Source organism: Vicinamibacteria bacterium, from assembly GCA_035620555.1.
Taxonomy (GTDB): Bacteria; Acidobacteriota; Vicinamibacteria; order Marinacidobacterales; family SMYC01; genus DASPGQ01.
In genome coordinates this window covers 1-22,731 of sequence record DASPGQ010000285.1, presented here as the reverse complement: position 1 = coordinate 22,731, position 22,731 = coordinate 1, and the positions used below count along the sequence as shown (strand labels likewise).

The window sequence follows — 22,731 nt, the reverse complement described above, 5'->3', positions numbered from 1 at the left end:
CGAAGAGCCCCCAGCCCGTTCCGACGCGAGCGCCCTCCGGGCGAAATGCCGGATCGAACAGATAGGGCAGCCGCTCCACAGGAATTCCCTTCCCGTCGTCGTGCACCTCGAGCACGACGTGCGAACCCCGGTTGGCGGTCGTGATCTTGATGGTGCCGCGGGCGTCGGTCGCCGCGGCCGCGTTCCGCAACAGGTTGGAGAAGACGGCGCTCAACTGTTGAGGTCGACACTTCAACGGTGGAAGCGGTTTCAGATCGAGCTTCACGCCAGCCCTTCCGCCGAGCTCGCCTCCGAGAAGGGCCACCGTGTCGACCCAGAGCTCGTTCAAGTTGACCATCTGGATCTCGGCCCGGTCGAGGTTGGTGAAATGCTTGATCCGATCGATCGTATCGGTGAGCCTCCGCAAGGACTGACGCGCGGTCTCGGCGACGCCCGTGGCGACTTCCTCGAGCTGATCAGGCGGCACCTTGTGACCCGCTTTGCCGATGAGTGACACGAGAGTATCCATGGAGCTCCGTAACGCCCCGAGCGGAGAGTTGAACTCGTGACTCAAGGCGGCGGCGAACCGTCCTAGAGACCGCGCATTCTCCGCGACGACGAGGCGAGCCTGCGCCGACCGGAGCTCCTCGAAGGCTTTCTCGGCTTTCCTGCGTGCCCGGTAGGCGGAGGCGCGCTGTCGGTAGAGGATCGTCGCCAACAAAGTGCAGATGAGAGTCACGATGAAGACGCTGACTACGGCGATGGCACCCTGTTCGACCCGCTGCAGCACGGCCATCATCGCGCCGGTAATTCCAAGGCCCATCACTAAGACTTGTAAAGGCCTCATTGGGAAAGCTGCGATCGCGACGAGCATCACCGCCGTCACTTTGATCGCGGCGAGGTGCGCGGCGTGGACGGGGTCCGGAACCGTGCTCATCAATCCAAAGATGGCTTCAAGGGAGACGAGAAAGCCCGCGAGAGCTCCGATGAGTCGGTAATAGGGTTGCAAGCTCGGAACGAACGAAAGCCCGAAAGGGACGAATGCGAGAGCCAGCGTCGGCAGACCGCGCTCCAGGGTGAAGAGCTGGGACATCCCGGGTACCCCGAGGAGTCCCATCAAAACGACGAGGAGCGAGCCGCCGATGGCGATCCCCGACGCGATACGGAGGCCTGTGAGCGACAGGCACTCCAGCGCCGTCCGAAATTCGGTATCGAGCTCGTCTTGGGGGAAGAAAAGCTCGCGCACGTGGGTAGTCGTCATGGCGGAAGTTTAGTTGCTTGCTGCCCAACTGCAACTGGCGAGACGAAATACGTCATGGATTTCGATGGCTTCAACAAACCAGAGGGACGAACAAGCGGCAAGCACGGCGCGACGTGGTCTCGTCAGACGAGCGACTAGAACTTGACCCCGATGCGACGTGGCTTATCCGTCGGGACGCGAGCAAGAAGCCGGGATCCGCGAAATTACATGAGTTCTCTTTGGTTCCGTTGGTCTCGCGTCAACAGAGGACGAGGTTCTGAGCCAAACCGGCTTCGCTCGTCTCCTTGTACTTCGAGTTCATGTCCCGGCCGGCGTCGGCCAGGGTCTTGACCGTCGCGACGCTCGGCTCCCGGACTCAGAACGAGAGTTTGACGCCTATCATCGCCCGCCTCGGGGCTACGAAGTTGCTCCCGACCGCAAAATTGGGACTGAAGAAATTCTGCGTGGCAACGTCCTCCTCCGATGTGTCGTTGAGGGCGTTGAGGACGTCCACGAGGACCTCGATACGCGACCTCGAACCGATGCGGAGCGTCTTGGAGATACGAAAGTCCAGGATCTGCTGGGAGGCCAGTCGCCGCGAGCCCAGCGGCTCGATGTAGATTGACCGTGAGCCCTGGGGAAGCGTGACGTTGGCGAACGACGTGTAGGGTGTGCCGGTCAGGTATTGAAAGTGGGCGCCGAGCAGAACCTCGAGGCGAGGAATCTCCACGCTTCCCAGTACCTGCAGCACGTTCGAGCGATCGTTGGGTAGGATGCCGGTCGCGTTGGTAATATCGTTCGGATCGCGACCGAAGGGGTTGAAGCTCACCGTAACGCTTCCCTGTCCGCCCGCCGGATCGATCACGTTCTGCGACTGCAATCCGGTTGCCTTCGAAAGAGCGTATGACATGGAGAGCTGCCAACGGTCGGCCCGGCGTTTCTCGGCGGTGAAAATCACGCCGTCGTAGTGGATGTAGTAATCGTCACGATTCGTGAGAAGAAAAAAACGTTCCGCCGGATCGCTCTCGAGAGGAAAGACCTCGAGAGAGCTCCCGTCCGGCAGGAGAACCTCCTCCCTTCCGTAAACCCCGGTGATATCTATCCAACCGGTGAAATCGCCGCCCGTACGCCTCACGTAGCTCACTCCCACGGCCCAGTCATTTCCAATTCCTCGCTCTAGGCCCAGGGAATACTGATCGGTGTGGGGACTCCTGGTGCCGGGATCGATCTGGACGTTTTGTAACGGGTCGATGATCGCGGTGACGGTTGAGTAGCTACCGGTTGCCGGATCGTAGGAGGCAACGGTAATGGGTCCGAATCCGGGTGACACGGCTTGGAGCTCGGTCGTCAGGATTCCCGGATGAAATCGCCCATAGAACAGACGAAGGACGCTCCGGGCGTCCTCGGTGAGCTCGAAGGTGAGCCCGAGCCTCGGAGAAACGACGCTCCAGCTATAGAGCTCGCCCCGACCCGGGATCGTGTTGCCGGTCTGCCGTCCCGACTGGTCGTACTCGGGAACAGCGGGATTCCGGGCCTTGCTGTAGTCGAAACGGGCACCGAGATCAAGAGTCAGGCGATCGCCGAGTCGCACAGTGTCTTCGGCAAAAACGCCGAAAGTGTCGAAGGCGCCGCCGTAGCTGTAGAGATCGCGATATCGTGCCAGGAAAGGCTGACCGCCGTAATCGAGGTAATGGACGGCTCCCGGGTACGCGTAAAAGCCCTCGCTCCGGGCGACGATGAATTGAGCTCCGAACTTGAAATCGTGATCGGCCGCGAGAAAATCAGTGGCGTAATGACTGAGCTTCGCGCGGATATCCGTCTTTCGCTCTAGCGTGTCACCGAAGTAGAGGGCGCCCCCGCTGAATACCCCGGTTGCGATGTCCAGGCGTGCCGGAATCGTCTTGCTGCCGTTTACCGGCTCGAGTCCGGAGATAAAGGACGCCGTCGAAGCGCGGAGCTCCAAGACGGTGTTGGCATCGGGCACGTAAGTGAGCTCCGCCAGTGTTCCCGCGAAGCTCTGCCCCGATCGAGTTTCGCTCGTCTCGTTGGGGACGAAGGCATTGACGGTCCGGCTCGGATAGGACCAACGGTCGTAGTGAGCCGAGGACATGACCCTGAGACCCGGTGTCACCTGCCAATTGAGCTTGGCGAAGACTCCGTCGACTCTATCCTCCGAGGGAAACTGAGGATCGGCACCCGGTTGGGACTGGAAATCCCTATGGAGGTTGAAGCCCCCGAAAAACCAGGCGCGTTCTTTGGCCAAGGGGCCCCCGGCGTAGGCGCTGAAGTCATGATAAAGATCTCGCTCGAAGCCCGTCTCGACACGGGGGCAGTTGCACGGCTCGAGAATGGGCTGAGCGGTAAGCGCGGACCACTGGCCGTAATAGGAAGCATCGAACCGGTATACGTCCCCGCCCTGCCGCGTGACCACGTTGAAAACGCCCCCCATCAGGTTTCCGTGCTCGGCGGAAGCCCCCACCGCCTGGATCTCTACCTCTTCCACCAAGTCGAGACTGGGGCGAGGTCGGGCGTTTCCGTATCGGGGTGACGTCATGTTGGTTCCGTCGATGAGATAAGTGCTCTCATTGATCCCCGCTCCCATCAGGGTGACGTTGCGCTGCTGGGTAGAGGTTGGAGAGGTCGCCGAGACCCCGGGAGCCATTTTGACCCAATCGTAGACACTGTCCCTTGGTACCGGAGTATTCCGGATCGCGTCCGACTGATAGTTCGTAACGAACCCGGGCTCCCTGTTGTCGATCAGGGGGCCTCGGCCACTGACGACGATGGATTGCGTGATGGATTGAATCCTCAGCGTCACGTTCCTCTCGACCGTGCCGCCGACCTGGATGCGAATGCCTTCCTCTAGATAGGTCGCGAACCCATCGGCCTCGATCTGAAGCCGATAGACGCCCGGCGCGAGCGTAAGAAACCGGAACTGCCCCTTGTCGTTCGTCTCTTCGCTCAATGGGCCGCCCAGGAGAGCCGGTGAGGTGATCGTGCCCACCACTCCGGGCATAGGTCCACCCGTCTCGTCGGTCACCGTGCCCACGAGACTCCCGGTGATCTCCTGCGCGCCGGCCGGTCCCGCATATGAGAGAACCAGAAACAGGATCGAAGCAACGCTTCGAACGTTCTTGAGCGCCAAGTGTCCCGTCCCCTGGATTAATGCACCGCAGAATTGCGTGGAAACGTGCCAGCTTTTAATAGACAAAACCGAGTGGTACCGCAAGCTTCTCACCCGGAGAAGATCCACGCTGTCGTAGAGAGAATAGACTCCGAGTTCACGCCTAACGCGAAAATGCGCTCGATACACCCTTTACGCCACCCGCATGGGACGACGATGGAGCGGTCACGCTCCATCGTGTGAGCGAAGCGAGCGTCGGCGACGGTATCAGTCTTTTTTCGAGCTCTTTCTTCGAACGACGTCGATATTCTCGAGGGTCGCGCCGTTGTTGCAGGCCAGGTGTGCCTCACAAAAGATGTCGCTCGCTTTTCCACCTTTCACGCAGACGAGGCCCTTGCCCTCGAAAGGCGGGCAGTTGGCATCCCCCGCGAGGAAGATACCGCCCGCCTGGTACTGCGGAGCCTCCGTGGCGTCGGTCGCGCACTCGTTCGTATCGCCGGGAGCGACGTCCGGCGTTACGGCGTGGCAAAGAGCGTCTTTGCGATCGCCACCGGGCGGTATGGGATTGAACCCATAGTCGAAGCGGCAGTTGACCTCGACTCTCTTTCGACCGAGGTTGGTGCAGGAGACGATGGTCTCGCAGCTCTGCGCGACGTCGGCTCTGCTGTTGGCATAGAGCACGAAGCCCACCTCTTCGTAGCCCTCGGGGCATTCCGGAATACCCTTGCTGCCCCCGCAGTTTCCCGAGAAACAGTCGGCATCCGGAACCTGTGCCACCGCCTCCTGGCTGAGCGCGCCGGTGACGACGAGGTAGATCAACGCGAGCCCCAACGATCGCCTCGAATCTGAATTCACTTCGTCTCCTTCCGAGGGGGTTGCTCGCTGTGCGTCACTCCCCTCCAAGCGGCATAGATTAGCCAGATTCACGCCGAGGGCGCTACCGAGACACGGGTCTCTCCGGCCACTTTCTGTCGAAGGCGCAGGATGGCCGAGCACGCATGAGCTACAATTGCCGTTCTCGTTGGGGGCCGAGGACCGTCTGCGGTACATCGTTGGGGAGGGCCACGAATTTCGTGGGAAGGGTGCGAACCACGACCGCGCTAGCGCATCCTGCGCTTACAGAGGGAAAGGAATGCCACCGGTGAGTCACTTTCGCATGGTCGCCTATCTCGTCTTTGCCAGTATGCCTCTTGTGGATGGTGCCGCGTCTCCGGAACCAGGAGGCAGGAACGACGTCCTATACCAGGTGTCCACCCTTGGCGAGCTCTTCGTCGGCGGGTACGACGGCCGGCTCTCCTTTCGCTCGCTGACTAACCATGGGAATTTTGGACTCGGCACTTTCGATCGACTGGATGGAGAAATGGTTGCCTTCGACGGGCAATTCTTCCAAGTTACGGCGGACGGTGCCGCGACGCGCGTGCCGCCGAGCGCGACGACGCCCTTCGCCGCCGTGACGTTCTTCCAGCCCGACGACGTCTTCGAGCTCGAGGGACCGATGCCGTGCAGCGAGCTGGGGGGCGCGATCGCGGGTCGTTTCCCCTCGGAAGAGCTCCTCTACGCGATCCGCGTCGAGGGAGCCTTCACAAGCCTGCGAACGAGGAGCGTTCCCGCGCAAGAAAAGCCCTACGTCCCCCTCGAGGATGCGCTGCGCGGTCAGATCGTTTTCGACTTCGCCTTTGCGGACGCGACACTGGCGGGGTTCTGGTTCCCACCCGACTTCGCGGACGTCAACGTGACCGGCTTTCACTTCCATGCCTTGACGAAGGACCGGACGTCGGGTGGCCACGTGCTCGACTGCGACGTCCTGGACGTGACGGTGGCCATCGATCAGACGAACGAACTGCAGGTTCGCCTTGGAAGGCCGGAGGCTCGCGGGTCGAGTCGCAGGGGACTTCATCCATAAGATGCTCGAGGAGGAGAACGTGAACATGTGTCAATCTCCGGTTCCCTCAGGACGAAAGCTCGTTGCCGTCGTCGCCCTTTCGGTAGCGGCGGCATTCTCGCTTGCGCGGCTTGCAGGCTCGACCAGCGTGCAGAGACCCGCGAGCTTCGACAACCGGAGCCTCCAAGGGTCTTACGCGCTCGTCGGCGTGGGCGGAGCGCACGAGGCTGCGAGCGTCGGCCTGACGCGGTTCGACGGTGCGGGAGGCGCGGTGCGCAAGCTCGTCCTCAACGAGCCGGACCCCGATGGCGACGGGCGTCTGATTTTGACCATCCCGGCGTCGGGGACATACGAGGTCAATCCGACCGGTATGGGTACGGCTCGGTTCGTGAACGAGCTACCGGACGGCTCGCAGGTTCCATTCACGTTCGATTTCGTGATCACCGAGGCGCAGAGCCGGAGCTCGGGACGCTATCTCGAAGCGCTGGCGCTCCACATGGTGCAACGCGAGCCTGGTATCGCGGCGAAGCTCGTCACGTTCACGCTCACGCGCCTGACAGACTAGCCTAATGTGATCGAGAGGATCAGAGCTTCTGGCCCTTGGCCGCCTGTTCTTTGAGAAGAAACGTCTTGGGATACTCCCCCTCACTCAGACCTTGAAGGACGAAGCTCCTTCCATCGGATCTTCGGCATCCCCGCCGTCAAGCACCGAAGACGAGCCGGGACAGCTCTTCCTTGAGCCGCTTCTGCTCCCCGGCATCGTCCGACTGCGTCAGCCGGTCGGCTAGCTCGAAGAACCGCTGCCTCTCCCGCTCTTGAGCCTCCAAACCGGATTCGATCAGGTCGATGATGGCCCGGTTCGCGCTCGTCTTCTTGGTGCGCGCGATGGCGTTGACACGCTTGGCCATAGCCGCGGGAAGCGTCACACTCCTTCGAATCCTCGTTTCTCGACTCATGAGGAGAAAATACACCTTGATGCACCAGTTCGCACCCATTGGCTTTCAGCGAAGCGCGCACGATCTCTTCGCATTGCCCTCTTCATGCCGAAGACCAACTCGTACGGCACGCTCCGGGTGAGATATCCGGACGTTCGCTCTGCTCGTGCTGGATCGACTTACCCAGATTGCGGACGGGTCACCGATCGGTCGCTCCCACAGGCAGCAGCTCGAGTCGACTCTCGGTGACCGATTCGATCTTCTCTCGCGTGTAGAAGAGCGGGAAATATTGATGCTTCGCCCAGAGCTCGAACAAGTCCCGGTAATGGGGATCGTCTGGATTGCCCGATTGGCCCGGCGCGTTCGTGGCGATCGAGTTGTCCCAGTCGGATGCGTCCAGGATGACGCGGAACGTCGCCCCTGACGTTTGGTTGTCCCCGCTACCCGTGTTGTTCAGCGTCGAGTCATACCCACCTCGCGGGGCTGGCCCGACATCGAGCTTCGCCCGCGTCGCCACGTCGACCGCCGGACTCAGCGCGTGCTGAATCGCAACATGCTTGAATTTTTCCTGCCCGTACTGCCAGGTCTTCGTATCGGGCCCGAGCCGCTCGGTGAGGTCGGAGACGGCTCCCGCGAGGCTCGCCTTCAAGACGGCGTCGCGCCCCGCGATGGGATCCTCGCCGAAGCGTCCGTCGGGAGCGACCAGCCAGTCGATTACCCGTTTCTTGTTCAGCCGGCCGATGAGCTCTCGAGCCGGCCCGGGAACGACCGTGGTCGCGACCTCGTCGAGCAGACGCCGCTCGAAGCTGACGTAGATCGCAGCGGCCACCGACGGTTTGTCGACGACGAAATCCCAGCCGAGGAGCAGGTCCCGTGCTTGCTGCGAGCGCGAGTCGTCGAGCTGAAGCTCCTTCAAAAGAGGCACGAGGCTTCGAGCGGGGATGGAAAGCTCGTCGTGCTGGAAGCTCATCATATCGACGATGGTGAACCGCCGACCCGAGGAAAGGAGCTCGTCCACGCGAAGCCCGCGCATCTCGTCACCCCAGGTCCAGTGAAGCGCCTCAGGGTAGGGATAGCCGTCCGGCACCATGAAATTGTTCGCCGTTCCCCAGTATCCTTTCTCGGGGTTCTTGACTCGGGGTAGGGCGATGATGGGCAAGAACCCATCCCATTCGTAGCGCCCATCTCCCGGAACGGGAACGAGCCCGCTCCAGTTCGGCCTGATGGGAGATATCCCGACCGCCTGATAGCCGATGTTCTTGTCGACGTCGCCCCAGATCATGTTCTCCGCGGGAATGCGGCTGTAGGAGCAGGCTTCGACGAACTCCTCCCAGCTCTTCGCCTGATTCATACGAAGGCTCGCGAGGTAGGGCGAGTTTCCGATCTCCATCCAGGCGGCGCGGAGCGCGTAGGCTTTGTGGTGCTCGCGGTCCTCGAAGAGGACGGGGCCGTGGCGGGTGTACTTGAGCTCGACGGTCTCGGGAGACTCTCCCTTGATGGGAATCGTCTCGCGAAGGATGCGCATCTCTTCCCAGCCATCGAGGTACCGGTACTGGTTCGGGTCTCGAGGGTTCGTGTCGTAGACGTAGAGGTCTTCGTTGTCCTGACCGAATACGGTCAGGCCCCAACCACCGTATTCGTTGTGTCCGATGGAGATGCCGGGAAGAACCGGCTCCCCTCCGCCGATCACGTTCCACCCGGGCGCGACGAGGTGGACGAAATACCGAAGCGAAGGTACCGCGAGGACACGGTGCGGATCGTTCACGATGTACGGAAATCCCGTGTGGGTGAAGCGACCGCTCACGACCCAGTTGTTGCTGCCGATATCGTCGCTGCCGTCTCCCACGGGCAGAGCCCGCAACATCTTGTCCTGGAATCGTTCGTGCGATCGGGCATCGGCCCGGTGCTCGACCACGATATCCTCGGGCAGGAACTCGACCGGGCCACGGAAAGCCCGATAGAGCTCCAGAATCTCATCTTTCAGAAGCGAGCCGTCGATGGTGGGATCGAGCTCGAGCTCGGGCTGGCCCGGCCGGTACCACTCGAGCTCTCTCACCTTGTCGGCCCCGATGGCGTGCACCGCGCGTGCCGTCCGAAGCTCCGAGGTTACGTTCGAGAGCAGTCCCTGGTGACGGGAGATCACGTCCGCCGCCGTCCAGCGCCCGGGCTCGATGCCAAGGAGCTGGAACTCGATGGGCAATCGAGCGGGCTCGGCCAGCGCCTCGTCCACGGAGGCATTGATGCCTTCTACGAACGCTTCGATGATCGCTTTGCCCCGCGGGTGGTAATGATTGAGCTCCTGGTCGAGGTCTTTCCGGAACTGGTGGAGTCGCGTGCCGATGTCGCGCTCGAGCTCTCGCCGGCCGAGGATCTCGGCGACCGTCCCCGTTGCTTGGCGGCGCCACATCTCGAACTGGAACAGGCGGTCGCGCGCCGCGTTGTACCCCTGGGCGAAGAACAGGTCGTGCTCGTTCTGCGCGTAGATGTGCGCCACACCCCAGCGGTCGGTGAGTATCTCGACCGGCTGGTGGAGGCCGGCGAGCGAAAGCGGCTCGGCCGTTGCCAGCGGACTGAGGGCAAGAAGTGCGAAAAGGACGTTCATGACAGATCTCGTTTTCATTCGTTGGTGGTGGGTGCGGAGCCCATCAGCTTGCGCTCGAGAAAATTCGCCGCCGCACGGAAAGCCGCGAGCCAGTTGTGGTGCAGCAGAAACCCGTGCACCTCGTCGGGAAAGACGAGCTGTTCGTAGTCGACCCCATGCTGCGAAAGAACCTCGGCGAGATCGACGGACTCGCTGAAGGGAACGTTTCGGTCGTCGTCCCCGTGAATGAGAAGCACCGGCGAGCGCCAGCCTTCGATGTGTGCCATGGGAGAGGATTCGAACGCGAGGCGGGCGAACGCCTCGCGCTTCGTTGCGTCGTAGCTGGGGACGAAATTACGGATGACGGCGTTCCAGTCGTGCACGCCGTGAAGGTCGACGCCGGCGGCGAACAGATCGGAGGCGCGGGCGAGCCCGAGTGCGGTCAGATAGCCGCCGTAGGAGCCTCCCCAGAGGCCGATCCGATCAGGCGCTACATCGTCCCGGCTCCTCAGGTAGAGACCGGCGCCCAGCACGTCCTGGAATTCGCTGGCGCCCTGGGCTCCATATTCGAGCGCTTCCCGGAAATCGAGGCCATAGCCGATGCCGCTTCGATAGTTGACCGACAAAACGACGAAGCCGCGGCTCGCCAGGTACTGATTGAGCGCGTATGCGTTGTGGTAGTAGCCCATGTAGTGCCAGCCGAGAAGCATTTGGCGTCTCGAGCCGCCGTGGAAGAACACGACCGCTGGATGCCGCTCGCCCGACCCGCGCGGCGGCACGAAGAGTTGGCCATGAATCTTCATTCCGTCGGCGCCCGAGAAGGTCACGGGCTCGGGCTCGACCAGGGCCTCGCTCGGAAAAGGCCGGGACGGGGCGAGCGCCCGCGGGGCGGCTTCGCCAGCCTTGATCATCGCGTGCGCGGGTCGTCTCGCATCCGATGCCAGGTAGGCGAGCGCGCTTCCATCCCCCGCCACCACCGGTGACCACTCGATTCCCTTCCCCGAGGTCACCGCCTGGGGCGCCCCTCCTTCGACCGAGACGCGCCAGAGGTGACGGCGGTCGATGTCGCCCGCGTTCGAAGAATAGAAGAGCTCGCGACCATCCGGCGCAAGCGTCACGTGCTCGACTTCGAAGTCTCCCGGCGTCAGGTGCGTGGGACGGCCTCCGTTCACCGGAACCGAATACAGATGCGTCCAGCCCTCGCGTTCCCACGGGAAGACGATGCGATCCCCCGCGGCCCAGAGAATCTGGTTGTCGGCCGCCACGCCGCGAAAGGCGCTTCCGCGACCTTCGTCCGCCTTGAAGACCTCCCGGCCTCGATTCGCCGCGATGTCGAAGACACGGATGGACCACGGAAGCGCTTCACGCCTCGGGCTGAACGGGAGAATCTGGCGCTCGTTCGGCACGCGTACGAACGCGAGCTTCTGTCCATCGGGCGACCATACCGGATCGCGGTCGCGGCCGAGCCCCGGGTCCACGTAGGCGATGGTTTGCGACGCGAAGTCATACACGCCGACGAAGGAGTGGTCGCCCCGGTCGCTCACGAACGCGAGTCGCTTGCCGTCGGAAGCCCAGCGAAGCGATTCCGGCTCGCCCCTCGTCCTCGCTAGCTCTTCCGGCTCACCTTTCCCGACCGAGGGGACGGTCCAGATTCGATGGTCCTTCAAAAACGCGATGGTCCTCCCATCCGGGGTGAAAACGGGTCCGAATCCCTCGGTGAGCTTGCGCGGCGATTCGCTCCCATCGACGGCAACGATGAAGAGGGATCTTTCGGCACCCGTAGGGTTGCTCTGGGGATTGGGGATCTCCCCATCGCGATTGGGCCCGCCACCGCGCACGAAGAGAACGTGATTACCGCCCGGTCCGATGGCGAGCTCGGCGATCTCCTGGCCATCGTCCTCCTCGAAGCGGGTCACGGCTCGCGCCTGGTAATCCGGCCCGCTGGCAACCCAGACGTTTCGCCGTCCCTCGTCGTTCTCGACCCAGGCGAATACCCGGTGGTTGGGAGCGGCGACGAGAGACGTGGGAAACGGCGAGCTCAGGAGCTGCTCGAGAGTGAGATCCTGGGCGGAGCCGACCGCCGCGGCGAGTAGAAAGACGGCGCAGGAAAGGCGAGCACGCTTCGACATGGGTCTTTCCCCCTTGAAAGCGACCTTGGTCGGGTATGATACCGTCGGGCAGGCTGCACCGACAAACGCCGACTCTACGCACGGGAACCGCCAACGCCACGACGATGCTTCGCCGAGGACGTCATTGACGCATTTTGGGTAAGATGATATCTTACGCTCGATGAAGACGACCGTTTCGACCAAGGGTCAGATCGTTCTTCCCGCCGAAATCCGAGAGCAGGACGAGATCGAACCGGGTCAGGAGTTCGAGATCGAGCGCATCGACCGCGGCGAATACCGTCTCAAGAGAAAGGCGCCCTCGAACACGGGACTCCTGGATTGGCTTCTGGCTTGTCCTGAGAAGGGCTTCTTCGTCTCTATCGAGTCCGAGTCGACCGATAGGCTTTGAACTACCTGGTCGACGCGAACGTCCTCAGTGAACCGACGAAGTCCGCCCCCTATCCACCGGCCGTCGAGTGGCTCCGAGGCAACGAGCGCGAGATCGTCGTCGACCCGATCATCCTCGGCGAGATTCGGTTCGGGATCTTGCTCCTACCCCGGGGGAAACGCCGGAAACGGCTCGAGGCCTGGTTCGCCCAGGGAGTCCAGCGCATCCATTGCTTGCCTTGGCTTCCAGCTACCGGATTGAGGTGGGCGGAGCTTCTGGCATCTCTTCGGGCTTCCGGGCAGGCGATGCCGATCAAAGATAGCCTCATCGCTTCGACGGCACTGGTACATGGACTCACGGTGGTCACTCGAAACCGAAACGATTTCGAGAAGGCTGGCGTCGAGGTGGTGGATCCCTTCGCTTCGGAGAAACCCTAGCACCCCGACGCGCGCTCACGTTCGCAAGGTCGCCCACCTCCCCACCATCCAGAAACTATTCCGTCTCGCGTCACGGCTAACTTTTTCCCGCTGAGGCCCGAGCGCGCACGAGATGGGTCAGAAGCTCGTTGAGAGGCGCCGGCACCGACAGTGCGCGGGCACGTTCCGAGAGCGCGCCGTTAATCGCGTCGATCTCCGTCGGCCGGCCCCGTTCGAGATCCTGGAGCATGCTGGATTTGTTGTCCTTCGTCGCCCGCGCGACCGCGTCAATGGATTCGATGATCTCGGCCTCCTCCAGCTCGATTCCCGAGGCGCGGGCGATCGAGACCGATTCGCGAACGATCGCCTCGAGTACCGGGGCGAGCTCCTCGTCGAGGAGCTCCCCGGTGCGTCGGGACAGGAGCGCGGTGACGGGGTTGACGGCAGCGTTCAAGATGGTCTTCGCCCACAGGTCGCGCCGAATGTCGGGCACCGCTCGTGCGGGGATACCCGCGTCCTCGAACGTGCGTGCCATGCGTCGGGCATCCTCGAGGCCACTACCGGCAAAAGGCGCGAACAGAGTCTCACGTTCCCCGGCGTGAAACACGATGCCGGGCTCGACGTACGTGACCCCCTGGTTGATGACCGCACCGAGCACTCGGGGGACGTTCTCGGCGAGGATCTCCTCGTTCCCCAAACCGTTCTGGAGCGATACGAAGAGGGCCTCGTTCCAAAACGGCCGAAGAGCCTCGACGGCCTTGCGGGTGTCGTTGGATTTCACGGTGAGGAGCACCACCTCGGGAGTCGCGACTTCACCGATATGGGTCGCCGCCCTGAGGTCGGTCGCGACCAACTCCGTAATGCCGCGGACTTCGAGACCTCGTCGACGAACGACTCGGATGTGGTCTTCTCGACCGACGATGGTGACGTCGCAAATCCGGGAGAGGCGGGCGGCCACGAGGCTTCCCACCGCGCCTGCGCCGAAAACTAGCAGGCTGTTCAAACCACGGCCCAGCCTGCCGAGCGGCGGCCAAGACATCTGCCGCGAGATCGGCGCGCTTGCCGCGCCGTAGGCAGCCCGTGCCGTGGCGGCGCGATCGAACGCGGGTCCCGCCACGGCATTGAGCACTCTAGGACGCTTGGACGGGCTGTGATAGAAGCTTCGGGCATGCGAAGCGATGCTATCAAGAAAGGAATCTCACGCGCGCCCGCCCGCGCCATGCTCAGGGCCGTCGGTCTGACCGACGAAGACCTCGCCAAGCCCCTCGTGGGAGTGGCCAACACCTGGACCGAGTTGACGCCGTGCAACTTCCACCTCCGTGAGCTCGCCTCGAAGGTCAAGGAGGGGATTCGTGCCTCGGGAGGCACGCCTCTCGAGTTCAACACCATTACCGTCTCCGACGGGATCGCGATGGGCTCGGAGGGGATGCGGTCATCCCTCGTGTCGCGGGAGATCATCGCCGACTCCATCGAGCTCGTCGTCAATGGGCATCTCCTCGACGGAGTCGTTGCCATTTCGGGATGCGACAAGACCATTCCGGGTACCGTCATGGCACTTGCCCGACTCGATCTCCCATCGCTCATGATCTACGGCGGGTCGATACAGGCCGGCAACTATCGGGGAAAGGACGTCACGATCCAGGACGTGTTCGAGGCGGTGGGGGCTTGCGCCGCCGGCGTCATCACTCGAAAAGAGCTCGAATCGCTCGAAGGGGTTGCCTGTCCGGGAGCGGGCGCCTGCGGGGGGCAATTCACCGCGAACACCATGTCGACGGCGATGACGTTTCTCGGAATCTCTCCCATGGGGGTGAACGACATCCCGGCCACCGATCCGCGCAAGGTGGAGGCGGCTTATCGATGCGGAGCGCTCGTCATGGATCTCATCAAGAGCGGCGTCACGGCGAGGCGCATCCTCACCCGGCCCGCTCTCGAGAACGCCATCGCGTCGGTCGCCGCGACGGCTGGCTCGACCAATGCGGTGCTCCATCTGCTCGCCATCGCTCGCGAAGCCGGAGTCGATCTCGTTCTCGACGATTTCGATCGCATCTCGGCGAGAACGCCGGTGATCGCCGACCTGAAGCCGGCGGGGCGTTTCACCGCCCCCGACGTCGATCGCGCCGGCGGCGCGAGACTCTTGGTGAAGCGCCTGCTCGAAGGGGGGTTGCTCGTCGACCAGCCGACGGTGAGCGGCAGGAGCCTGGCCGAGGAGTCCGCGAGCGCCATGGAGACAGACGGCCAGCAAGTCATTCGAGCGCTCGATAGGCCTCTGAAATCGCGGGGCGGCATCGCGATACTGCGCGGCTCGCTCGCGCCCGAGGGTTGTGTCGTGAAACTCGCGGGGCATGAGCGGACGCGACACGCGGGTCCCGCTAGGGTCTTCGATGCCGAGGAGGAAGCGTTCGAGGCCGTCCAAGCGCGCCAGATCCGAGCGGGCGACGTCGTCGTCATCCGCTACGAGGGACCGAAAGGCGGCCCGGGCATGCGGGAAATGCTCGCGGTCACCGCGGCGCTGATCGGGCAGGGACTGGGCGATTCCGTCGCGCTGGTCACCGACGGACGCTTCAGCGGAGCCACCCACGGATTCATGGTTGGCCATGTATCACCCGAGGCGGCCGTCGGTGGCCCGATCGCACTCGTGCGCGACGGCGATACCGTCATTCTCGACGTCGATTCCCGGCGGCTCGACGTCGAAGCCGACCTCGACGAACGACGGGGCGCGTGGCGTCCTCCCGACAATCCTTACGCCAAAGGGGCCCTCGCCAAGTACCAGAAGCTCGTCGGCTCGGCATCGGAGGGCGCGGTCACGGGCTAAAAGGGTGATGATTAGGTAGTCCCGAGCGTGGCGCCGCCTTTCAGTTTCCCTGGGTGCACACGGGACACATGAGCTCGGATCCCGGCGACGGGATCGGATGTTCCTCGTTGTCGAGCCCGCCGTGGGGACCTCCGAGCTGGTGATAGAGCTCGCACTCGCGCTCGAAACGCTCCTTGCGCGTGGCGACGAGCTCGAAGTGGAAGAATCCATAGCGGCCGACGAGCTCGGCCAGGGACTTCTTCAAATCGGAGTCGGCTCGTCCGATGCGTGCCGCGATGCCCTGGTCACGGCCGACGACGAAGATCCCGGCCGCCGACGGGGGTACGCTCGTCGCCATGAAGTCGATGTCGAGCGGGTACCGAGGCGAAGCTTCCGCTAAGGGTGTGCGTTGTTCGGGCTCTTGGCGGAGGAGCCATTGGATCGCCTCGGCCGACGGGGCCGGGACTCGGATGAACCGGAGCCCATACCCGTCGGGCTGTGAGGAACGCCGTGTCGCTCCTCGGTTCTCCCACGCCACGACGGCCTCGACCTCGACGGTGCGGTCGAGCTCCGGTATGTCGATGGCCATCGAGAGCTGCGCCTGAGGGAGCAGGTTCACCACCGTGGCCACATAGGCCCCGCCCTCGGAAAGGGTCATCAGCCTTCCATCTCCATGGTTGAGCGCAGCCCGGAAACGCACGTAATAGCCTTGGGGAAAGACGACCCGTCGAGGGGATATTTGCATCGAAAGCGACTCCAGATAATGTAGAGGTAGCATTTTCGCCGCGAGCGACGCAAGATTTCGTTGGGAATACAGCCATGCCTCTCAGATTGAGATCGACGGCTTTCGAGCACATGGAGGAGATACCGGCACGGTTTACCTGTGAGGGGCGCGACGTTTCGCCGCCGCTCGCCTGGTCGGACCCTCCCGAAGGAACGGTGAGCTTCGCCCTCATCGTGGACGACCCCGATGCCCCGGACCCCGGGGCGCCGAAGACGATCTGGGTCCACTGGGTGCTCTACAACATTCCAAAGGGCGTCCATTCGCTTTCCGAGGGGACACGAGATTTCGGAGGCGGTGTATCCGGCCAAAACGACTGGAAACGCACTGGATACCGCGGTCCCTGTCCCCCGATTGGAAAGCACCGGTACTTCTTCAAGCTGTTCGCGCTCGACGCGGTTCTCGACGATCTCGCCACCCCTACGAAAGCCTCGCTCGAGAACGCGATGAAAGGACACATCCTTGGAAGCGCTCAGTTAATCGGAACCTACGAAAAGACGCATTGACCCGGTTTTCGAGACTTCCAGTGCTCAATGCCGTGGCGGGACCCGTAATCGCTCGAGCCGCCACGGCTCGGGCTGCTTGCGGCGCGGCGAGCGCGCCGGGCTCGCTCCGCTCGCGCAGGGGGGGCTGAGTTTTTCATCACCCTGCCCAGTTTGCGAACCGCTTCACAGCGGGACGGGTGTCGCCCGGTCTATGCTCGAAGCAAGAACGAGGGCCGGGTTTCTCCCGAGTCCGAAGGGAGTGCGCAGGATGCTCGATTCGATCATGACGGGTCTCTTGATGCTCGGGGCGGTGGCTCAGGGCGAACGGTCGTATCAGGTGATTTCCGACGAGAGCCGCATGACCATCGAGGTGGGCAGGGCGGGCTTTTTCAAGATGTTCGGCCACGACCATCTCATCGAGGTCGGAGCCCTGGAGGGAATCGTCTCGTGGAACGCGGACTCGCCCCAAGAATCTCGTTTCGTTCTCGAGGTCGATGCGTCGTCTCTTGCCGTCGCCGACGCCGAGCTGAGCGAAGACGACCGTGCAGAGATTCAGTCGGACATGGAGACCAAGGCCCTGTCGCTCGGCGAGCATCCGATGATTCGGTTCGAGTCGTCCGCCGCGAAGCTCGTGAAGAACGACGAAGGAATCACCCGTCTGGAGATAACGGGGAGCCTCAGTCTGCGCGGCGTGGAAAGGAACCTCGTGGTTCCGGCGAGCTTCGAGGTCGAAGGTGATCGACTGACCGCTCGAGGAGCTCTCGAGCTTCCATCCGACCAGTGGGGCGTACCTCAGATTTCCGTCGCCGGAGGCTCGGTCAAGACCAAGAAAGAGCTCAAGATCGCGTTCGACATCGTCGCCCGGCCTCGAGAGCTATCGTCGGGGAAGGCCGAGCCTTCGCTTGAATCTCAGAAGGATTTCAGGTAGCCTTTTTGTGTTGGGGATGGGGACCCCAGCAATCCCGCCTCAGGACTCAACTCGAAATGCGTGTGGGGGAGTTGTCAGTCATGTTCTCTTCATGTCGTCTTTGTCAGGGGCCAACGGACAAGTGGCAGGACTTCTGCAATGATTGCGCGACTCGGAAGGCGCGGCCGCAGCTACGCCTCATTCAGGGAGGAAGAAGCGACGGGGAGCGCACGGAACGGGAGTTGTCGAAGGCTCAGCTCTGGCTCCATCCGTCCGACTCGAACGCCTCCTGAGGGTCTTCGCCGCTCGGTTGTGTCTGCCGCGGTCGGAAGCGCGCAATCGATCACGGCAGCGGATCCGGCGTGAGAATCGAGAACCCTTCGAAAGGGTACTCGCGATCCCCGTCGGTCAGGATGAACTCGGCTTCGCCGCGGGTTATGGATTCCAGCGCTTCTTTCATCCGGCCAAGGTAAGTGCTGGCGACCACGGGCTCGTTGTGCGACGGGAGGAGCCGATCGACCTCGGTTTCTAGCCCGGAGAGCCGCCGTGCCGTGGCCTCGTAGGCCTCCAAATCCGAGCCGGGGAGGTGAGCGTAGAGTACCGCCGGGTAGAACGTGTCCCCGGTGAACAACAGACGGTTCTCCCGATCCAGCAGGCAGATGGCGTCGGGGGCATGGCCCGGCGTCAGCAGCACCTCGAGCTTTCGATCGCCGAGGTCGAGGATCGTGCCGTCCTCGACGGTCTCCTCGATGGAGAACGGCTCGATACGGTAACTTTCCCTGCGGAAGCCTGGTGGAGTTTCCTTCCAGATCCAGCCCTCGCTCACGAACTCGGCCACGTCGGCGTGTGCCCGTCCGGCAGCGTTGGTCCTGGTGAAGTCGGTGCCGGTTCCCCACACGGTGTCGAACTGATAGTTGCCTCCGATGTGGTCATAGTGCGTATGTGAGTTCAGTACGATGAGATCGAGCTCGGTGAGCTCGGAAACAAGGGTCCTCATGTCGCCGATGCCCAGTCCCGTATCCCAGAGGAGCGCGCGTTCGGAGCCGACGACGAGGTAGGAGATGACTTCCTCGAATTGTCCCGGCTCGTAGATTGCGTAGATGCCGGAGAAGACTTCGTAGACCTCGAACCAATCCTGGCTCGACGGTATCCTCTCGAAGCGGCTCCAGGCCGGCCGCGGAAGCGCGTCCCACCAGTTGTCCTTGCCTTCGCCGCGATTTTGAACGAGCACATTGTCCCCTGGACCGCACGAGCTGGCGCAGATGGCGAGCACCGACGTCACGATCCGACCTCTCACGCGTCCCAATTCTAGCTAAACCCCCGCTTCGCGGAGAGCTCGTTTCGCGGTTCGGGTGATCAGCGCGGTAACGAGCAGCGTGGCGAGGAGTCCCACGACCTGGAGGACGAGCCGTAACGTCTCGGCTCTCCCAGCACCCGCGGCGGCTTCGAGCCCGCTTCTTCCCAGCGTTCCGAGGTACACGTAGAGAAACGCGCCCGGGATCATCCCGATCCACGACGCGAGCGTGTACTGGGCGAAGCTGACGCTCGTGAGCCCGTAGGCGTAGTTCTGGAAATTGAAAGGGAACACGGGAGACAGGCGTGTCAATAAGACGATTTTCCAGCCTTGCTTCGCGACCGCTTTGTCGATTGCGTCGAAGGAGGGCTTCTTCTGAATCCAGTTCTCCACGCGTTTTCTCGCGAGGTGGCGTGATACCAGAAACGCCAGCGCCGCGCCTGCGGTTGCCCCGAACAGGACGGTGACGAAGCCGGGAAGAAGACCGAAGGTCGCACCTCCGGCAAGCGTCAGCAGCGACCCGGGAAGCATCAACACGGTTGCCACCGCATACATCAAGCCAAAGGCGATCATCCCGATAACCCCGAGGCCGCTCACCCAGACATTGAACGCTCCCAGCCAATGGGATAGCGGCAGCAGGCGTACAACCACGACCACGCCCACGATCGCCAGGATGGCGACGCCATACTTCAGCGTGGTCTTGGAAGGCGCCATCAGGCACGCCGCCATCGATAGATCCAACGAAATATCGAGGCTACCGTCGGTGTGAGCTTCGTTCGCTGATAGGAGTCGGCCACCCGCTGGACGGATGACGACAGCGTCGGGTAGGCGTGGACCGTGGCGGAGAGCTTGGCGAGACCGATGCCGTGCTTTGCCGCGACCAGCACCTCGTGCATGACCTCGCCGGCATGCGTTCCGACGACGGTCGCTCCGAGAATCCTGTCCTTGCCCCTTGCGGTGAGCACCTTGACGAATCCCGTCGTCTCGCTGTCGGTTATCGCTCGATCGAGGTCCTCCCAATCGGTGCGGAACACATCGTAGGGTACGTTCTTCCTCTTCGCCTCTTCTTCGGTCAAGCCGCATTGGGCGACTTCAGGATCCGTGTAGGTGACCCACGGTATCCAGCGGTAGTCCGCCTTGGTCTTGAGCCAGGGGAAAAGAATGTTGCGGACCACGACTCGGGCCTGATAGTCGGCAGAGTGGGTGAATTGATACGGCCCGGCGACGTCTCCACAGGCGAAGATGTGCCGCTGGGACGTGGTCAGCGTCGCATCGACCTTGATGCCTCCCCGGTCGTACTCGACGCCCGCCTCCTCGAGACCGAGTCCCTCGACGGACGGTTTCCGGCCCGTCGCCAAGAGGATGGCCTCGGCCCGAAGGGTTTTCTCGACTCGATCCGTCTCCACCGTAACCGCCGTGACGCCGTTGCTCCTCTCGAACCGGGACGCCTTCGTGCCCGTCATGACTTCGATGCCTTCTTCGGCGAAACGTTTCCGTATCAGCTCGCTGGCATCGCGATCGTCTCGGGGGAGCAGGCGCGGGAGAAGCTCGACGAGCGTCACCCGGACGCCGAGGCGACTCATGACTTGAGCGAGCTCGCATCCGATCGGACCGCCTCCCAGGATCAGAATCGACCCGGGTGCTTCGGGCATCTCGTCGAAGATCGTTTCGTTCGTGTAATAGGGAACGCTGTCGAGCCCCGGGATCGGAAGGACGAGGGCCGTGGTTCCGGTGGCGACGACGAAGTTGCGTGCACGGAGCCGGGTCTCGCCGGAGATCAGCAACTCGTGGGGCGAGACGAATCTCGCCTTGCCGAGAAAGACATCGACGCCCAGGCTCTCGAATCTCTCCCTGGAGTCGTGCGGCTCGATCCTGGCTCGCCGTTCACGCATCCGCGCGAAGACGTCCTCGAAGCGAAAGCCCGGCTCGGTGCGCTCGAGCCCCATCTCCTCGGCGCGGCGGATGCGGTAGATCAGCTTCGCCGACGAGATGAGAGATTTCGACGGCACGCAGCCGTAGTTCAAGCAGTCGCCTCCCATCTTCTTCGCCTCGACGAGAGCGGCCTTCCCTCCGAGTCCGGCGGTGCCGGCGGCCGTCACGAGACCCGCCGTTCCCGCTCCTATGACGACCACGTTGTAGCGGTCTCGTGTCTCCATCGTCGCCCGGTCTCCTCCGGGCCCGTGCCATGGCGCGAGCCCGCTCTAGTTTATGACGGTTGCAGGAAGCGACGGCGATGGGTGAGCATGACCCCGGTGATCCTCGGGATTGATGAAGCCGGCCGCGGTCCGGTGCTGGGGCCACTCGTCGTGGCAGGCGTGGTCTTGAAGTCGCAAGCCGCCTCGGCCCTGACGCGACGCGGCGTCATGGACTCCAAAGAATACGGCGCGGGAGACGAGGCGCGCGAGAAACGCCGTGAGCTCGCCCATCACGTTCGGCGTCTGGCAGAGAAGGTCAAGGTCGAGGTCTTCGAGCACGACGAAGTCGATCGGTACACCGATTACGGGCTCCTGAACGAGCTCGAGCGCAAGGCGGCGGTCTCGATCATCACCGAAGCGGGCGTCGTGAAACGCATCGTGGCCGACGGGGAGAAGGTCTTCGGTCCGCTCCGTCACCGATTCCCACATCTCGAGGCTCGGGATTTTGGCGAGCAGTATCATGTGGCGGTCGCCGCGGCCTCGATCGTGGCGAAGGACCGGCGGGACACGCTGTTCCAGGCCATTGCCGACCGCTACGACGAGGAGTTCGGACCGGTGCGTGGCGGCGGGTACGTGAACGCTGCGACGGCTGAGTTTCTGAGACGCTACCACGCGCGCTATCGCCGCCTTCCCGATGAAACCCGTCGAAGCTTTCGTTGGAAGGTGCTCCTCGAGCTCGAGCCCAGGCCCTTGCCCTTGTTCGAAGAAACGTGAGCCCGGGCTTCCAGTTTGGACGTTTTCTTTCGGCATCTTATACTGGCGTCGGGAGCCGGACGAACCCTGCGGGATTGAGTTGAAGATCTGAATTTGGCACGAACCGCGCCTGTCTTTCTCGCCGCCGCGCTGCTCGCGGGAGCCCTCAACGGAGCCGAGCGGCCGAGTCGATTCGATCGCAAGTTACTCGAGAGTCACGTCGAGTTCCTGGCTTCGGACGAGCTCGAGGGTAGGGGTAACGGCACAACTGGGCTGGAGCTCGCTGCCAGCTATATCGCCGGCCAGTTCGAAGCGCTGGGCCTTTCGGCGGTCGGGGACGAGAGCACCTACTTCCAGCGGTTTCAGGTTTCCATCGGGCACCGTCTGGCCAAACCGCCTCGCGCCGTTCTCCGGGTGTCGGGGCAGACGCGCGAGCTCGGGCCGGGAGTGGATTTCGAGCCTCTGACGTTCAGTGCCCCCGGAGACGTGTCGGCCGCGGTCGTTTTCGCCGGATATGGGGTGAGTGCACCCGAGCACGACTATGACGACTATGCGGCGATCGACGTCAGGGGAAAGATCGCTCTCCTGTTGCGGTACGCGCCCGGAGGTTTCGACGAGCGGGGCTGGCACGCTACCTTCGTCCGCAAGACCCGAGTCGCCGCGAGCCACGGCGCTCTCGGCGCCATTATCGTGAACGGACCGCGTCACCGGCGTGACGACGAGCTCGTTCCGTTCGGGGTCGACGTGGGCGCCGAACGGATGCCGATACCCGTCGTTCATATGCGCCGCGAGCACGTCGAATGGGCTCTCCAGGCAAACGGGTCGGACCTTCGAGGACTCCAGAAACGAATCGACGCCTCGCGCACACCGGCGTCCTCCCCGCTGGAGGGCGTCGAGATCACGCTCTCGATCGATATCGAGCGAACGTCGGC

Annotated in this window: 20 protein-coding genes; 9 read left to right on the top strand and 11 right to left on the bottom strand. The window is 63.0% G+C overall.

The window, feature by feature from the left end; genetic code table 11:
- The 3 genes from VEK15_11710 to VEK15_11700 form a co-directional block, all read right to left on the bottom strand.
- Positions 1 to 1,240 (bottom strand): HAMP domain-containing sensor histidine kinase (locus tag VEK15_11710; GenBank protein ID HXV61354.1); only part of this gene is annotated, 1,240 nt, incomplete at its 3' end.
- 355 nt (positions 1,241 to 1,595) lie between these two features.
- Positions 1,596 to 4,364 carry a TonB-dependent receptor gene (locus VEK15_11705; protein ID HXV61353.1) on the bottom strand — a complete coding sequence of 923 codons (2,769 nt, stop codon included), beginning with the start codon at positions 4,362 to 4,364 and terminating at the stop codon, positions 1,596 to 1,598.
- Positions 4,365 to 4,610: 246 nt separating this feature from the next.
- Positions 4,611 to 5,198 (bottom strand): hypothetical protein, encoded by a 588-nt coding sequence (locus tag VEK15_11700; protein HXV61352.1) that lies wholly within the window; start codon positions 5,196 to 5,198, stop codon positions 4,611 to 4,613.
- Between the two features lie 277 nt (positions 5,199 to 5,475).
- Here VEK15_11700 and budA point away from each other — a divergent pair, with 277 nt between their 5' ends.
- On the top strand, positions 5,476 to 6,246 hold the full coding sequence (gene budA, locus VEK15_11695; GenBank protein ID HXV61351.1) for an acetolactate decarboxylase: 771 nt from the start codon (positions 5,476 to 5,478) through the stop codon (positions 6,244 to 6,246).
- A gap of 1 nt (position 6,247) precedes the next feature.
- The gene (locus tag VEK15_11690; protein ID HXV61350.1) at positions 6,248 to 6,790 is read left to right on the top strand and encodes a hypothetical protein; all 543 of its coding nucleotides are present in this window, start codon (positions 6,248 to 6,250) and stop codon (positions 6,788 to 6,790) included.
- A gap of 136 nt (positions 6,791 to 6,926) precedes the next feature.
- On the opposite strand, the gene VEK15_11685 is transcribed toward VEK15_11690, so the two are convergent.
- The 3 genes from VEK15_11685 to VEK15_11675 form a co-directional block, all read right to left on the bottom strand.
- A complete protein-coding gene (locus tag VEK15_11685) occupies positions 6,927 to 7,133 on the bottom strand; it encodes a hypothetical protein (GenBank protein ID HXV61349.1) in 207 nt (68 codons plus the stop codon).
- Between the two features lie 226 nt (positions 7,134 to 7,359).
- On the bottom strand, positions 7,360 to 9,762 hold the full coding sequence (locus VEK15_11680; protein HXV61348.1) for a penicillin acylase family protein: 2,403 nt from the start codon (positions 9,760 to 9,762) through the stop codon (positions 7,360 to 7,362).
- A 14-nt stretch (positions 9,763 to 9,776) separates the two neighbouring features.
- Positions 9,777 to 11,870 (bottom strand): prolyl oligopeptidase family serine peptidase, encoded by a 2,094-nt coding sequence (locus VEK15_11675; protein ID HXV61347.1) that lies wholly within the window; start codon positions 11,868 to 11,870, stop codon positions 9,777 to 9,779.
- A 160-nt stretch (positions 11,871 to 12,030) separates the two neighbouring features.
- Here VEK15_11675 and VEK15_11670 point away from each other — a divergent pair, with 160 nt between their 5' ends.
- Together VEK15_11670 and VEK15_11665 are read left to right on the top strand one after the other, a co-directional pair.
- The gene (locus VEK15_11670; GenBank protein HXV61346.1) at positions 12,031 to 12,258 is read left to right on the top strand and encodes an AbrB/MazE/SpoVT family DNA-binding domain-containing protein; all 228 of its coding nucleotides are present in this window, start codon (positions 12,031 to 12,033) and stop codon (positions 12,256 to 12,258) included.
- On the top strand, positions 12,255 to 12,674 hold the full coding sequence (locus tag VEK15_11665; GenBank protein ID HXV61345.1) for a type II toxin-antitoxin system VapC family toxin: 420 nt from the start codon (positions 12,255 to 12,257) through the stop codon (positions 12,672 to 12,674). The genes VEK15_11670 and VEK15_11665 overlap by 4 nt, the downstream gene beginning before the upstream one ends.
- A gap of 76 nt (positions 12,675 to 12,750) precedes the next feature.
- Here the strand turns inward: VEK15_11665 and VEK15_11660 are convergent, their stop codons facing one another.
- Positions 12,751 to 13,782 (bottom strand): 2-dehydropantoate 2-reductase, encoded by a 1,032-nt coding sequence (locus VEK15_11660; protein HXV61344.1) that lies wholly within the window; start codon positions 13,780 to 13,782, stop codon positions 12,751 to 12,753.
- A gap of 39 nt (positions 13,783 to 13,821) precedes the next feature.
- On the opposite strand from VEK15_11660, the gene ilvD reads away from it, so the two are divergent.
- A complete protein-coding gene (gene ilvD, locus VEK15_11655) occupies positions 13,822 to 15,465 on the top strand; it encodes a dihydroxy-acid dehydratase (protein HXV61343.1) in 1,644 nt (547 codons plus the stop codon).
- A 40-nt stretch (positions 15,466 to 15,505) separates the two neighbouring features.
- On the opposite strand, the gene VEK15_11650 is transcribed toward ilvD, so the two are convergent.
- Positions 15,506 to 16,189 carry a PilZ domain-containing protein gene (locus VEK15_11650; protein ID HXV61342.1) on the bottom strand — a complete coding sequence of 228 codons (684 nt, stop codon included), beginning with the start codon at positions 16,187 to 16,189 and terminating at the stop codon, positions 15,506 to 15,508.
- Positions 16,190 to 16,263: 74 nt separating this feature from the next.
- Between VEK15_11650 and VEK15_11645 the strand changes: the two genes are divergently transcribed.
- Positions 16,264 to 16,731: a YbhB/YbcL family Raf kinase inhibitor-like protein gene (locus tag VEK15_11645; protein ID HXV61341.1), complete on the top strand. Its 468-nt coding sequence runs from the start codon at positions 16,264 to 16,266 to the stop codon at positions 16,729 to 16,731.
- 247 nt (positions 16,732 to 16,978) lie between these two features.
- A complete protein-coding gene (locus tag VEK15_11640; GenBank protein HXV61340.1) occupies positions 16,979 to 17,638 on the top strand; it encodes a YceI family protein in 660 nt (219 codons plus the stop codon).
- A 322-nt stretch (positions 17,639 to 17,960) separates the two neighbouring features.
- Here VEK15_11640 and VEK15_11635 read toward each other — a convergent pair whose 3' ends face one another.
- Genes VEK15_11635 through VEK15_11625 form a run of 3 tightly spaced genes read right to left on the bottom strand, consistent with a single transcriptional unit; the run spans position 17,961 to position 21,067 of the window.
- A complete protein-coding gene (locus VEK15_11635; GenBank protein HXV61339.1) occupies positions 17,961 to 18,914 on the bottom strand; it encodes an MBL fold metallo-hydrolase in 954 nt (317 codons plus the stop codon).
- A gap of 15 nt (positions 18,915 to 18,929) precedes the next feature.
- On the bottom strand, positions 18,930 to 19,625 hold the full coding sequence (locus VEK15_11630; GenBank protein ID HXV61338.1) for a TVP38/TMEM64 family protein: 696 nt from the start codon (positions 19,623 to 19,625) through the stop codon (positions 18,930 to 18,932).
- Positions 19,625 to 21,067 (bottom strand): mercuric reductase, encoded by a 1,443-nt coding sequence (locus tag VEK15_11625; protein ID HXV61337.1) that lies wholly within the window; start codon positions 21,065 to 21,067, stop codon positions 19,625 to 19,627. The genes VEK15_11630 and VEK15_11625 overlap by 1 nt, the downstream gene beginning before the upstream one ends.
- Before the next feature lie 96 nt (positions 21,068 to 21,163).
- Between VEK15_11625 and VEK15_11620 the strand changes: the two genes are divergently transcribed.
- Positions 21,164 to 21,820 (top strand): hypothetical protein, encoded by a 657-nt coding sequence (locus tag VEK15_11620; GenBank protein HXV61336.1) that lies wholly within the window; start codon positions 21,164 to 21,166, stop codon positions 21,818 to 21,820.
- Between the two features lie 93 nt (positions 21,821 to 21,913).
- Positions 21,914 to 22,731 (top strand): PA domain-containing protein (locus VEK15_11615; protein HXV61335.1); only part of this gene is annotated, 818 nt, incomplete at its 3' end.

Excerpts from the sequence above, each read along its gene's own strand:
- VEK15_11640 (HXV61340.1), top strand. The coding sequence starts at position 16,979 with ATGCTCGATTCGATCATGACGGGTCTCTTGATGCTCGGGGCGGTGGCT.
- VEK15_11630 (HXV61338.1), bottom strand. The coding sequence starts at position 19,625 with ATGGCGCCTTCCAAGACCACGCTGAAGTATGGCGTCGCCATCCTGGCG.
- VEK15_11685 (HXV61349.1), bottom strand. The coding sequence starts at position 7,133 with ATGGCCAAGCGTGTCAACGCCATCGCGCGCACCAAGAAGACGAGCGCG.
- VEK15_11625 (HXV61337.1), bottom strand. The coding sequence starts at position 21,067 with ATGGAGACACGAGACCGCTACAACGTGGTCGTCATAGGAGCGGGAACG.
- VEK15_11645 (HXV61341.1), top strand. The coding sequence starts at position 16,264 with ATGCCTCTCAGATTGAGATCGACGGCTTTCGAGCACATGGAGGAGATA.
- VEK15_11680 (HXV61348.1), bottom strand. The coding sequence starts at position 9,762 with ATGAACGTCCTTTTCGCACTTCTTGCCCTCAGTCCGCTGGCAACGGCC.
- VEK15_11650 (HXV61342.1), bottom strand. The coding sequence starts at position 16,189 with ATGCAAATATCCCCTCGACGGGTCGTCTTTCCCCAAGGCTATTACGTG.
- VEK15_11670 (HXV61346.1), top strand. The coding sequence starts at position 12,031 with ATGAAGACGACCGTTTCGACCAAGGGTCAGATCGTTCTTCCCGCCGAA.
- budA (HXV61351.1), top strand. The coding sequence starts at position 5,476 with ATGCCACCGGTGAGTCACTTTCGCATGGTCGCCTATCTCGTCTTTGCC.
- VEK15_11675 (HXV61347.1), bottom strand. The coding sequence starts at position 11,870 with ATGTCGAAGCGTGCTCGCCTTTCCTGCGCCGTCTTTCTACTCGCCGCG.
- VEK15_11690 (HXV61350.1), top strand. The coding sequence starts at position 6,248 with ATGCTCGAGGAGGAGAACGTGAACATGTGTCAATCTCCGGTTCCCTCA.
- ilvD (HXV61343.1), top strand. The coding sequence starts at position 13,822 with ATGCGAAGCGATGCTATCAAGAAAGGAATCTCACGCGCGCCCGCCCGC.